The sequence below is a fragment of the Martelella endophytica genome, assembly GCF_000960975.1.
Lineage (GTDB): Bacteria > Pseudomonadota > Alphaproteobacteria > Rhizobiales > Rhizobiaceae > Martelella > Martelella endophytica.
Genome location: NZ_CP010803.1, coordinates 4,309,589 through 4,321,516, shown reverse-complemented (window position 1 = coordinate 4,321,516; position 11,928 = coordinate 4,309,589). Strand labels below are relative to the sequence as shown.

At 61.4% G+C, this 11,928-nt stretch carries 12 protein-coding genes and 1 tRNA gene; 12 read left to right on the top strand and 1 reads right to left on the bottom strand.

Annotated features, from left to right (window positions below; genetic code table 11):
* The first annotated feature begins 76 nt into the window (after nt 1–76).
* Together TM49_RS20085 and TM49_RS20080 are read left to right on the top strand one after the other, a co-directional pair.
* A complete protein-coding gene (locus TM49_RS20085; RefSeq protein WP_045683839.1) occupies nt 77–448 on the top strand; it encodes a gamma-butyrobetaine hydroxylase family protein in 372 nt (123 codons plus the stop codon).
* 15 nt (nt 449–463) lie between these two features.
* On the top strand, nt 464–1,075 hold the full coding sequence (locus TM49_RS20080) for a pyridoxamine 5'-phosphate oxidase family protein (protein WP_045683837.1): 612 nt from the start codon (nt 464–466) through the stop codon (nt 1,073–1,075).
* Here TM49_RS20080 and TM49_RS20075 read toward each other — a convergent pair whose 3' ends face one another.
* The gene (locus tag TM49_RS20075) at nt 1,076–2,143 is read right to left on the bottom strand and encodes an AI-2E family transporter (RefSeq protein ID WP_045683835.1); all 1,068 of its coding nucleotides are present in this window, start codon (nt 2,141–2,143) and stop codon (nt 1,076–1,078) included.
* A gap of 115 nt (nt 2,144–2,258) precedes the next feature.
* On the opposite strand from TM49_RS20075, the gene TM49_RS20070 reads away from it, so the two are divergent.
* The 10 genes from TM49_RS20070 to rplL all read left to right on the top strand — a co-directional run bounded on the left by TM49_RS20070 (nt 2,259) and on the right by rplL (nt 11,900).
* Nucleotides 2,259–2,840 carry a DUF924 family protein gene (locus tag TM49_RS20070; RefSeq protein ID WP_045683833.1) on the top strand — a complete coding sequence of 194 codons (582 nt, stop codon included), beginning with the start codon at nt 2,259–2,261 and terminating at the stop codon, nt 2,838–2,840.
* A gap of 274 nt (nt 2,841–3,114) precedes the next feature.
* Nucleotides 3,115–5,511 (top strand): mechanosensitive ion channel domain-containing protein, encoded by a 2,397-nt coding sequence (locus TM49_RS20065; RefSeq protein WP_144409626.1) that lies wholly within the window; start codon nt 3,115–3,117, stop codon nt 5,509–5,511.
* A 128-nt stretch (nt 5,512–5,639) separates the two neighbouring features.
* Nucleotides 5,640–8,153: a GcvT family protein gene (locus TM49_RS20060; protein ID WP_045685556.1), complete on the top strand. Its 2,514-nt coding sequence runs from the start codon at nt 5,640–5,642 to the stop codon at nt 8,151–8,153.
* A 167-nt stretch (nt 8,154–8,320) separates the two neighbouring features.
* Nucleotides 8,321–8,396, top strand: a tRNA-Trp gene (locus TM49_RS20055).
* A gap of 150 nt (nt 8,397–8,546) precedes the next feature.
* Nucleotides 8,547–8,747, top strand: a complete 201-nt coding sequence (secE, locus tag TM49_RS20050; RefSeq protein WP_045683831.1) for a preprotein translocase subunit SecE — start codon at nt 8,547–8,549, stop codon at nt 8,745–8,747.
* 22 nt (nt 8,748–8,769) lie between these two features.
* A complete protein-coding gene (gene nusG / locus TM49_RS20045) occupies nt 8,770–9,300 on the top strand; it encodes a transcription termination/antitermination protein NusG (protein ID WP_024707355.1) in 531 nt (176 codons plus the stop codon).
* 144 nt (nt 9,301–9,444) lie between these two features.
* Complete coding sequence (rplK, locus tag TM49_RS20040; protein ID WP_045683828.1) at nt 9,445–9,873, top strand: 50S ribosomal protein L11; 429 nt, start codon at nt 9,445–9,447, stop codon at nt 9,871–9,873.
* A gap of 5 nt (nt 9,874–9,878) precedes the next feature.
* On the top strand, nt 9,879–10,574 hold the full coding sequence (rplA, locus tag TM49_RS20035) for a 50S ribosomal protein L1 (RefSeq protein WP_045685555.1): 696 nt from the start codon (nt 9,879–9,881) through the stop codon (nt 10,572–10,574).
* 362 nt (nt 10,575–10,936) lie between these two features.
* A complete protein-coding gene (gene rplJ, locus TM49_RS20030) occupies nt 10,937–11,455 on the top strand; it encodes a 50S ribosomal protein L10 (protein ID WP_045683826.1) in 519 nt (172 codons plus the stop codon).
* Between the two features lie 67 nt (nt 11,456–11,522).
* Complete coding sequence (rplL, locus tag TM49_RS20025) at nt 11,523–11,900, top strand: 50S ribosomal protein L7/L12 (RefSeq protein WP_045683825.1); 378 nt, start codon at nt 11,523–11,525, stop codon at nt 11,898–11,900.
* The last annotated feature ends 28 nt before the right edge of the window (nt 11,901–11,928 follow it).

Here is an 11,928-nt window from a genome sequence, read left to right as displayed (position 1 = left end):
AGGCTTGGCAAGCGTCAAGGGAAGTGTAAAACACTTGGCCGTGATATGACTGCATCGCGCACCATCGGGAGGTCCCATGACCGCAATACCGACCGAAATCCGGGTTTCCAAAGATCGCCGTACGCTGACGGTCACTTTCGAAGACGGCGCGCGCCATGCGCTTCCCGCCGAGATGCTGCGCGTGCTTTCGCCGTCAGCGGAAGTGCAGGGGCATGGGCCGGACCAGAAGGTGACGGTGCCGGGCAAGCGCAATGTCGAGATCATGACGGTAAGACCCGCCGGCAATTATGCCGTTCGCATCGGCTTCGACGACATGCACGACAGCGGCATCTACACCTGGGTCTATCTGCGCGAACTCGGCGAGGATGGCGATGTGCTGTTTGCCGGTTACGAGCGTGAATTGAGCGAGAAGGGCATGACCCGTGACAAGGCGGAACGGCCGCGCTGAACAGATGAGGGCGATATGAAGACTGTCGAGACCGTTGCGGAGCTGAAAGCACTTTACGGTGAACCGGGTGAGGCCTCGCTCGCCAAGGTGACGCCGGCCCTGACGCCGGCCTACCGGCGCTGGATCGAGGCATCGCCGTTCCTGGCGCTTGCCACCGTCGGGCCGGAAGGGCTCGACTGCTCGCCGCGCGGCGATGATGGGGCGGTGGTGCGCATTGCCGACGAGAAGACGGTGCTGTTGCCGGACTGGCGCGGCAACAATCGCGTCGACTCGCTCGCCAATATCGTGCGCGATCCGCGGGTGGCCCTGATGTTCATGGTGCCGGGTTCGAACAATGCGTTGAGGATCAATGGCCGGGCTGTGCTCGCCATCGAGCCGGCCTTGCTCGAAAGCTTCGAGATGGACGGCAGGCATCCCCGCAGCGTCATCGTCGTCACGATCAACGAAGTCTATTTCCAGTGCGCCCGGGCGATCATCCGTGCGCGGCTCTGGGACCCGGAACGCGTCGTCGATCCGAAGGCGCTGCCGACAGCGGGCGAGATGACGAAGCAGGCAAGCGCTGCGGCGTTCGACGCCGAGGCCTATGACCGCGAGTGGCCGGAGCGCGCGGCAAAGAGCATGTGGTGATCAGGCCTCTGCGGCGACACGCTCGTGCCGTCGCGGTCGCCCGCCGAGGATTTCCGCAACCCAGTTCAGCGACGGGATGTGCTCGCAGACGGTGAGCAGGGCGATGGTGATCGGTACGCCCAGAAACGTGCCGAACAGGCCCCACATGAAGGTCCAGAAGAAGATTGAGAACACGACGATGAAGGGCGAGATCGACAGCGTCGAGCCCGAAACCATCGGCTCGACATAGTTGCCGATGATGAACTGGATGAGATTGAGGCAGATGAACAGGGCGAGGGCCGTCTCCCAGTTTTCGAACTGGATCACTCCGTAGAGCGAGGGGAAGACGGTGGCGATCACCGAGCCGATGAACGGAATGTAGTTCAGCGCAAAGGCGATGACGCCCCATTCGACCGGAAAGTCGAGGCCGGTTACGGTGGCGGAGCCCCAGAACAGCAGGCCGGTCATGGCGCTCATCGCGGTGCGCACCAGCATGTAGCGGCCGAACTTCTTGGCGGTGTCGTCGGCGATGCGGATCAGCGTTGCGGCAAAATCTGGCTGCTGCAGGGCGCCGAGCTTGCCGCGCAGCTTGTCGACTTCGGTGAGCCCGAGAACGACATAGGCGAGTACCACCAGCCAGAAGCTGAGCGTCGTGCTGGCCTGTCCGGTCACCTGCTGGATGGTGCGCACGAGCAGGCTGACGTTGAAGACGTCGTTGAGCGAGCTTGCGACCGAAATCCCGTTGTCACCCAGCCATTTGACGGCATCCTGATAGGCGATCTGAAGCTGCCATGCCGCATTGATGAAAGAGGTCGCCATGCGGCTGAAGCCCCAGACGACCAGCATGGTGAAGACGATGAAGACAACGATGGTGGCGATGACGGTTACCGCGAGCGCCAGAAGCGGCGGCATGAATTTCTGCAGCGCGTTCTTGATCGGCCAGGTGACGGCGATGATGAACAGCGCCAGCGCCACGGGCTTCAGGAACCCGCCAGCCCAGCGGACCGCCAGCAGCAGCAGAATGACGAAAATCAGCGATGTGACGACGGTGACGGCGCGTCGCGAACCCACCGGTCCCATTTCAGGCATGCATGTCTCTTGGGTAATGTCTGCTTGAGCGGATGTTGATGAAAATGTATCGTTCCGGCCGACCATGCGCAAGTGAAGTCTTGGCCTTGCAGGGCCAGGAGGGGAAGGAGAGGCGATGAGCGAATTCACCGAAACTGTCAGCAGCCCGGAGGCGGTGCTGGCATTCTGGTTCGAGGAATTGACGCCGAAGGACTGGTTCGATCCCGAGGATCGGGACGGCCTCGACCGCACGATCCTGTTCCGCTTCTTCTCGACTCACAGGGCGCTCGCACGGTCGATCGGCGGCGCTTGGCGTGCGACTCCGGAGGGCCAGCTTGCCGCCGTCCTCGTGCTCGACCAGTTTCCGCGCAACATCTACCGCGGTACGCCGATGGCCTTTGCCACGGATGTTCTGGCGCTTCGGGAAGCCAAGCTCGCGATTGCGAGCAGCGCGCACGAGAAGCTGCCCGCGGAGCGCCGCGCCTTCTTCTTCATGCCGTTCGAACATTCGGAGGATCTCGCCGATCAGGACCGTTCCGTCGCGTTGTTCGAGAAACTGGGCAATCCCGAATATCTGAAGTTCGCCGAAAGCCACCGCGATGTGATCGCCCGCTTCGGCCGCTTCCCTCATCGCAATGCGACTCTGAAGCGCCGCTCGACCCGCGCCGAGCTCGGCTATCTTGCAAGTGAGGAGAATACCGGCTGGGGACAGAAATAGCATCGTTGCGAAATCGGAAGGTCGCCGGCGCGTCCGTCTGAAAAAGTTCACAAATATCCTGCAGTCGTCGCGACATGAATGCTAGCCTGATGTTCAGCCCGGGCCAGAGGAAAGGGATCACGGTTTGAGATACGCCACGTCTGGTTTGCTACCGGCCCTTGTCGCCCGTCTGTTGCTCGTTGCCCTTGTCTGTGCCTTCGCCGGAAGTGCCCTTGCCCAGACGAAACCGGCCAGGAATGCCGCGCCGGCGTCTGCGTCGGCCGCCGACCCCTTAGTGCAGGATGCCAATCAGCGCCTCGACAGTGTGGAAAAGACACTGTCCGATATCGCCAAGCAGGTGGCCAAGGGCGACCTGGACGACGCGACGCTTGCCGCGCTGCAGACGCAGGTGGATGAGATCGAGAGCGAGCTCGGCAAGGGGCAGGACCTGATCGAGACACAGCTTTCGAATGTGCGCGACAGCCTTACCGAGCTTGGCACGGCGCCCGGTCCCGGCGAGCCACCCGAGCCGGCGGTGACCACGGATGAGCGCAATCAGCTTCTCGCACAGCGTTCCGAGATCAACGCCGTCTCCGACAAGTCGACGAAGCTGACCACCTCGGCCAACGCGCTCTCGAACGAGATCAGCACCAAGCGGCGCGAATATTTCAAGCAGACGCTGTTCAAGCACACGGCGCTGATCGAACTGTTTTCGACCGACTTTCGGCCGCTGATGAAGGATGAGGTCGACAATTTCGCGGCGACCTACGGTGCCTGGCTGACCTATGTCTGGGAAAAGAAGCGCGTCGAATTCGCTCTGTCGATCGTTATTTCCGCCTTCGCCGCCTTCTTCCTCTATCGGCTTTCCGGCAAGTTCGTCGAGCGCACCAAGATCGACTTTCAGGAGGAGGAGCCGGACTATGTCGCGAGGCTGCTGGTAGCGTTCTGGACGACCATGGTGCCGATCATCGTGCTGGTCGTGTTCCTGATCGCCTCCTTCATCCTGCTTGAGAGCATGAACGTGCTGCTGCCAGATGCCCGGCGGTTCGTCGGCGTGGCGTTTGCGGTGTTCGCGATCATCACCTTCGCCTATCTGCTGTCGCGCAACACGCTCGCGCCGGGCCGGCCGCAATGGCGGCTCCTGCCGATCAGCGACAGCGCCGCGCGCAAGCTGACCCTGGCGCTGACGACCATGGTCGCCGTCAACTGGCTCGACCGGCTGTTCGCTGTCCTGAACGATACGCTGAACGCCGACGTTCATCTCGAGGTGATGCGCAATCTGATAACGGCGGTACTCATCGGCAGCATCCTGATCGCGATCTCCTTTATCAAGCTGAGGGCAGGAGAGGGGACGGTGGCACCTGGGCGCGGCCTTCTGAACTTCCTGCGCCCCTCCTTCATCAGGCTCGTCGTGCGCCTCGGCGGCGGCTTCGTGGTTTTGAGCGCGCTGACGGGATATGTCTCGCTGGCGCGGTTTGCCGCCATGCAGGTGGTGCTGACCGGCGCCGTGCTGATCACGACCTATATCGGTATCCTCGTCGGCCAGGCGGTGGCGCAGCCGGGCGGCATGATGCGCACCAGCTTCGGGCGGCGCTTCGTCGAGCGGTTCTCGCTGAGTGCGGTGCGCGCCGACCAGTTGTCGCTTGTCGCCGGGCTTGTCACTTATGTCGTGGCGCTGGTGATCGGCATCACGCTCCTGCTGCTCTCCTGGGGCGTCCGGTTCTCGCAGATCAGGCTCTGGGCCGAGAACCATCTGACCGCGATCAAGCTCGGCTCGATCTCGATCTCGCTCGGCGGCATCTTCATCGGCATTCTGCTCTTCATCGGCGCCTTTCTGGCGACGCGCTGGTTCGAGAAGTGGTTCGACAGCAACGTGCTGTTGCGTTCGCGCGCCGATGCCGGCGTGCGCAATTCGGTGAAGACGGGAATCAACTATCTCGGCATCGTGCTGGCCGGCCTGCTGGCGATCTCGGCGGCAGGCGTCAATCTCTCGAGCCTTGCCCTCGTGGCTTCGGCCCTTTCGATCGGCATCGGCTTCGGTCTCCAGACCATCGTCTCGAATTTCGTCTCGGGCCTGATCCTGCTCGTCGAGCGGCCGTTCAAGGTCGGAGACTGGATCGTCTCCGGTTCCGCCGAGGGCTTCGTGAAGCGCATCTCGGTGCGCGCCACCGAGATCGAGACCTTTCAGCGCCAGTCGATCATCGTACCGAACTCGGAGCTGATCAACGCCTCGGTCGGCAACTGGATGCACCACAACCAGATGGGCCGCTCGGAAGTGGCCGTCGGTGTGTCCTACGACGCGGATCCGCGCAAGGTGATGGAAATCCTGATGGAGATCGGCACCTCGCATCCGCTGGTGCTGCAAAACCCTGAGCCGATGGTGATCTTCGTGGGCTTCGGCGAATCGTCACTCGATTTCGAGGTGCGGGTCTATCTCGCCGATATCTTCAACGGCATCACGGTGCGCAACGATATCCGCGTTGCGATCTATGAGCGCTTCAAGGCGGAAGGCATTTCCATTCCCTTCCCGCAGCGCGACCTTCACATCGTTTCCGGCGGCGGGCAGACCGATGCGCTGGCACAGGAAATCGAGAAGCGTGTGCAAAGGGCGAAGGAAAGCGGCATCGAGACTGATGCCAAGCCGGCTTACGATCATCCCGATGCCGGCAATGACGATGACGGCGCTCGCTGAGCCGCCGCCAAATCGAACCGCGTCGCGCCCGCAGCCATGCATGTCGCAAACGGGCTTTCGGGGGCAGGGGCCGGCATTGCATAGTCTTGAGAATGCCTGCGGGCGCGAAATTCTCAGAGGCGGAACGGATGACGACGAAGACAAGGGCTTTGGTGATCGGCGGCGGCGTGGTTGGCGTGTCGACGCTCTACCATCTGGCGAAGAAGGGCTGGTCGGACGCCGTCCTGATCGAGCGCAAGGAACTGACCTCCGGCTCGACCTGGCACGCCGCCGGTCTGCTGCCGCTCTTCAACATGAGCTATTCCGTCGGCCAGCTGCACAAATATTCGGTCAATCTCTATTCGTCGCTGGAAGAGGAGACCGGGCTCAATGTCGGCTTCTCGAAGGTCTCGAACATCCGTCTGGCGATGACCAGGGACCGGATGGACGAGTATCTCTATTATTCCGGCATCGCCGAGACCATCGGGGTCGACGTAAAGTTCCTGTCGCCCGAAGAGGTGAAGGAGGTCTGGCCGCTCTGCGAGACCGATGGCCTGCTCGGCGCGATCCAGCATCCCGATGACGGCTATATCCAGCCGGCAGACCTGACGCAGGCGCTGGCGAAGGGCGCGCGCGACCGCGGCGCACGGATCATGCGCAACACCACGGTGAACGCGATCCACCAGAACCCGGACGGCACCTGGCATGTTGAGACCGACAAGGAGGCCTTCACCGCCGACCACGTCATCTCCTGCACCGGCAATTTCGCGCGCAAGACAGGCGAAATGGTCGGGATCAACGTCCCGGTCATCCCGGTCGAGCACCAGTACATCGTCACCGAGCCGCATCCGGCCATTCTGGAGCGCAAGAAGCAGGGCCTGCCGGAGATGGGCGTGCTGCGCGAATCCGACAGCGCCTGGTACATGCGCGAGGAGGCGGGCGGGCTGATCCTCGGGCCTTATGAAGCCGGCGCGCCGGTCTGCTATGTCGACGGACCATCCGACGACAGCGAATACGAGCTGTTCCAGGAGGAGCTCGACCGGCTGATGCCGCATATCGAGACGGCCTTCGCCCGCGTTCCGGCCTTTGCAGAGGTTGGCATCAAGAAGGTCTATAACGGTGCGATCGCCTATACGCCGGACGGCAATCCGATCGTCGGCCCGGCGCCGGGGCTGAAGAATTTCTGGCTGAACGAGGGACACTCCTTCGGCATCACGGCCGCCGGCGGCGCCGGCTGGCAGCTTGCCGAGTGGATCGTCGGCGGCGAGCCGACCGTCGATCTCGCCGGCGTCGATCCGCGCCGTTTCGGACCCTATGCGACGGAAGGCTATCTCATCGCCAAGAACGAGGAGGCCTATGCCAACGTCTTCACCATGCACTATCCCGACGAGGAGCGCTCCGCCGCTCGGCCGCTGAAGACCGCGCCGGTCTATTCGCGGCTGAAGGCGGCGGGCGGCGTGTTCGGCTCGGTCTATGGCTGGGAGCGCGCCAACTGGTATGCGCCGGCGGGCTATGCGCTCGATGAAAGCGAGCTCGGCGTCGGCGCCGATGTGATCACCAGCCACAATCACGCGCCGGCGCTGGACGATGGTCGGATCGTCGAGAAATGGTCGTTCCGCCGCTCGAACTATTTCGAGCATGTCGGCAACGAGGTGAAGCATGTGCACGAGCATGTCGGCGTGCTCGACATGACGCCGTTTGCCAAGATGGAAGTCTCCGGTCCCGGCGCCCGCGCCTTTCTCGATTCGATCTTTGCCAATGCGGTGCCGAAGAAGCGTGGCCGCATCGCGCTTTGTCATCTGCTGGGGCAGGCCGGCGGGGTGAGGGCGGAATTCACGCTCTATGAATGGGCACCGGGCCGCTTCTATCTGGTCTCCGGCGCGGGGCTGGAAAACCATGACCACGACCTGTTGGCAAAGCTTGCGCCGAGCGACGGTTCGGTGACGCTTCGGCCGCTGACCATGGAAATGGGTGTTCTGGTCGTCGCCGGACCGAAATCGCGCGATCTGTTGAAGAAGCTCACGCGGAGCTCGCTGGAGAATGCCGATTTCCCCTGGCTCACCGGTCAGCCGATCGCGATCGGTGCGGCGAGTTGCCACGCACTGCGCGTCAATTTCGTCGGCGAGCTCGGCTGGGAGCTGCATCACCCGATCGCGATGCAGACCTATATCTTCGACAAGCTGATGGAAGCCGGCGCGGAATTCGGCATCAAGCCTTTCGGTATCCGGGCGATGAACGCGATGGCATTGGAAAAATCCTACCGCGCGATGCAGCGGGAGATGTCGATCGAATACACGGCCTACGAATCAGGCCTCGACCGCTTCATTCGTCCAACGAAGGACTTCATCGGCAAGGAGGCGTTGCTGTCGAAGAAGGAAGAAGGGCTTTCCGCCGTCTTTTCCACGCTGATCGTCGACGGCATCACCGATTGCGATGCCCGCGGCTCCGAAGCGATCTATGACGCCGACGGCAATCTCGCCGGCCGGGCGACCCAGGGCGGCTTCGGCTGGCGCATCGGTCATTCTATTGCGCTTGCCATGCTGAAGCCGGACTATGCGACCCCCGGCACCAAGCTGAAGATCAAGATCCTCGGCGCGCTCTACGATGCGACCGTGGTGGAGGAGAGCCCGTTCGATCCGGACAATGCGGCACTGGGGGCGTAGGGGCTGGAGGAGGGGCAAGCAGTCACTGCGGGGACAGGTGGCCTGCTTTTCCTGAACGCTTCCCCGGTAATCATCAAAAACACTCTTGCCAAGCGCGCCCCATCCCCGTAAATGGGGCGCCAGATCAGGTCGGGCGGCGCGGAAACGCATGCAGCCGGATCCGGTGAAGGGGTATAGCTCAGTTGGTAGAGCGGCGGTCTCCAAAACCGCAGGTCGGGGGTTCGAGCCCCTCTGCCCCTGCCATTCGCGCTTCGGCGTGGAATGTCGAAATTTCGGATCAGTTTCGTTTTTCTCTTGAATTGGGGAAAAACGATGATATGTAATGCAAAACAGACTCGCGGTGCGTGGAGCTGGAAACTTCCGCTTTACGTGCCGTAAAGGCGTGGGCAGTTTATGGCATCGAAAACCAATCCATTCACGTTTCTGCAGCAAGTGCGCGCTGAGACGGCCAAAGTCGTTTGGCCTTCACGGCGCGAAACTGTGATTTCCACCCTCATGGTGATGGTGATGGTTGTCGTGGCAGCGTTCTTCTTTTTCGCTGCCGATCAGCTTTTGAGCTTGGCGATGAATTTCATCCTCAATCTCGGCGCCTGATCGGGAAAAGGGGAGAAGCAAGATGGCGATGCGCTGGTATATTGTACATGCCTATTCCAACTTCGAGAAGAAGGTGGCCGAGGCAATCGAGGAGAAGGCCAAGCAGAAGGGCCTCGATCATTTCTTTGATCGTATCCTCGTTCCGACCGAAAAGGTCGTTGAGGTCCGTCGCGGCCGCAAGGTCGATTCGGAACGCAAGTTCTTTCCGGGTTACGTGCTGGTGCGCGCCGACCTGAATGACGAGGTGTTCCACCTGATCAAGAATACGCCGCGGGTCACGGGCTTTCTCGGCAGTGACCAGAAGCCGGTTCCGATTCCGGACTCCGAGGCCGAGCATATCCTTGGCCAGGTGCAGGAAGGCGTCGAGCGCCCGAAGGCGACGGTATCCTTCGAGATCGGCGAGAATGTCCGCGTTTCCGACGGTCCGTTCGCATCGTTCAACGGTGTTGTACAGGATGTCGATGAAGAGCGCGCCCGCCTGAAGGTCGAGGTTTCGATCTTCGGTCGTGCCACGCCGGTTGAGCTCGAATACGCTCAGGTCGAGAAAGTTTAAAAGGTTTGCCCTTTGGGGCATTTTCGCGTGGAAGAACGGACGCTTAGCCGGTGTCCATTGATGTTCGCACCACGCAACCGCAGCCGCCGGCAGATGCCGGCATGAAGGGCCGGCAAGCCGGTCTGAATAAGGAAAGGCAGAGTAATGGCTAAGAAAGTTGCAGGCCAGCTCAAGTTGCAGGTCCCGGCAGGTTCGGCTAATCCGTCCCCGCCGATCGGTCCCGCGCTTGGTCAGCGTGGCATTAACATCATGGAATTCTGCAAGGCGTTCAATGCCGCCTCGCAGGAAATGGAAAAGGGCATGCCGATCCCGGTCATCATTACCTATTTCCAGGACAAGTCCTTCACCTTCGTCATGAAGCAGCCGCCGGTCTCCTACTTCCTCAAGAAGGAAGCGAAGATCAAGTCTGGCTCCAAGACGCCGGGCAAGGCCGCAGCCGGTTCCATCTCCGCCGAGCAGGTCCGCAAGATCGCCGAAGCGAAGATGAGCGACCTCAATGCCGCCGATATCGAAGGCGCAATGCGCATGGTCGAGGGCTCCGCCCGCGCCATGGGCCTGGAAGTGACGGGTTGATTGCCATGACCAAGATTGCAAAGCGTATCCAGAAGAACCGCGAAGGCATCGACGCCAACAAGCTGTACTCGCTTTCCGAAGCCGTGCAGCTCGTCAAGGAGCGCGCCACCGCCAAGTTCGACGAGACCATCGAAGTTGCGATGAACCTCGGTGTCGACCCGCGTCATGCAGACCAGATGGTCCGCGGCGTGGTCAACCTGCCGAACGGCACGGGCCGTACCGTGCGCGTTGCCGTTTTCGCCCGCGGCGCCAAGGCTGATGAAGCCAAGGAAGCCGGCGCGGACATCGTCGGTGCGGAAGACCTGGTCGAAACCGTTCAGGGCGGCACGATCGATTTCGATCGCTGCATCGCCACGCCGGACATGATGCCGCTCGTCGGTCGTCTCGGCAAGGTGCTCGGCCCGCGCGGCATGATGCCGAACCCGAAGGTCGGAACGGTCACGATGGACGTCAAGGCGGCTGTTGAAGCTTCCAAGGGCGGCGCTGTCGAGTTCCGCGTCGAGAAGGCCGGTATCGTTCACGCTGGCGTTGGCAAGGCCTCGTTCGACGTCAATGCGCTGGAAGAAAACATCCGCGCCTTTGCCGACGCTGTCGTCAAGGCAAAGCCGGCAGGCGCCAAGGGCAACTACGTCAAGCGCGTTGCGCTGTCCTCGACGATGGGCCCGGGCGTCAAGATCGACTTCTCGTCGGTCGGCGCGTAAGCCACGAATTCTCCGGAAGCTTCTGCTTCCGGTAACAAGTTTCCGGGCTCCAGGGCCCGGAAAAATCCGGAATGAAAATTCCGGTTTCCTGTCCGAGATTGCAGGTGGGCAACCTTAATTCATTGCCTGCATGAGACGGGTGAGACCCAATTTTTACCGTACGGTGCGGCGGCTCTGGCCCCAAGCCCTTTGGCGGAAAAGTTTGGTTCGAACCTGGTTGTGCCTAGGCGCTTGAGAAATCGCGCGCCAAAGGGGGCAGGATCCTCGAGCGTCGCTTGGGATCTTGGATAAAAACAAGAAGCCCCATGCGGCAAAGGCAAACCGGCAGGTCCGATAATGGTCCTGTCAACTGGAGATAGGCAGTGGAAAGAGCGGAAAAACGCGAATTCGTCACGGAACTGAACGAAGTCTTCAAGGCTTCCGGTTCGGTTGTCGTGGCCCACTATGCCGGTGTCACCGTTGCGCAGATGAACGACTTCCGTTCGAAGATGCGCGCTGCGGGCGGCACTGTCAAAGTCGCGAAGAACCGCCTGGCCAGGATTGCCCTTCAGGGTACGGAGTCCGAGGGAATGGCTGACCTGTTCACAGGTCAGACGCTCATCGCTTATTGCGATGACCCGGTGACGGCTCCGAAGGTCGTCATGGATTTCGCCAAGGGCAACGACAAGCTCGTTGTCATCGGCGGCGCCATGGGGGCAACCGTGCTCGATGCTGATGGTGTCAAGTCGCTTGCGACGATGCCTTCGCTGGACGAGCTGCGTGCGAAGCTGGTTGGTATGATCCAGACCCCGGCTACCCGCATCGCGACGATTGCTTCGGCACCCGCAAGCCAGCTTGCGCGCGTGCTCAACGCCTACGCCACGAAGGACGAAGCCGCTTGAGGCGGTTTTTCGCTGTTTACGAAAATTTCGACCCAGTTCGAACCAGACACACTAAAGGAAGACTAACATGGCTGATCTCGCCAAAATCGTAGAAGAACTCTCTGAGCTGACGGTTCTCGAAGCTGCTGAGCTTTCCAAGATGCTCGAAGAAAAGTGGGGCGTTTCCGCCGCTGCTCCGGTTGCTGTTGCTGCTGCCGGTGGCGTTGCCGCTGCTGCTGAAGCCGCCGAAGAAAAGACCGAATTCGACGTTATCCTGGCTGATGCCGGCGGTAACAAGATCGGCGTCATCAAGGAAGTTCGCGCCATCACCGGTCTCGGCCTCAAGGAAGCCAAGGACCTCGTCGAAGGCGCTCCGAAGCCGGTCAAGGAAGCTGTTTCCAAGGCCGAAGCTGACGACCTCAAGGCCAAGCTGGAAGCAGCTGGCGCCAAGGTCGAGCTCAAGTAAGCTCTACTATTTGTGTCTTGCGGGCGGG

Bases quoted from the DNA above. Each gene is read 5' to 3' on its own strand.
- TM49_RS20085 (WP_045683839.1), top strand. From the start codon at position 77: ATGACCGCAATACCGACCGAAATCCGGGTTTCCAAAGATCGCCGTACG.
- TM49_RS20080 (WP_045683837.1), top strand. From the start codon at position 464: ATGAAGACTGTCGAGACCGTTGCGGAGCTGAAAGCACTTTACGGTGAA.
- TM49_RS20075 (WP_045683835.1), bottom strand. From the start codon at position 2,143: ATGCCTGAAATGGGACCGGTGGGTTCGCGACGCGCCGTCACCGTCGTC.
- TM49_RS20070 (WP_045683833.1), top strand. From the start codon at position 2,259: ATGAGCGAATTCACCGAAACTGTCAGCAGCCCGGAGGCGGTGCTGGCA.
- TM49_RS20060 (WP_045685556.1), top strand. From the start codon at position 5,640: ATGACGACGAAGACAAGGGCTTTGGTGATCGGCGGCGGCGTGGTTGGC.
- secE (WP_045683831.1), top strand. From the start codon at position 8,547: ATGGCATCGAAAACCAATCCATTCACGTTTCTGCAGCAAGTGCGCGCT.
- nusG (WP_024707355.1), top strand. From the start codon at position 8,770: ATGGCGATGCGCTGGTATATTGTACATGCCTATTCCAACTTCGAGAAG.
- rplK (WP_045683828.1), top strand. From the start codon at position 9,445: ATGGCTAAGAAAGTTGCAGGCCAGCTCAAGTTGCAGGTCCCGGCAGGT.
- rplA (WP_045685555.1), top strand. From the start codon at position 9,879: ATGACCAAGATTGCAAAGCGTATCCAGAAGAACCGCGAAGGCATCGAC.
- rplL (WP_045683825.1), top strand. From the start codon at position 11,523: ATGGCTGATCTCGCCAAAATCGTAGAAGAACTCTCTGAGCTGACGGTT.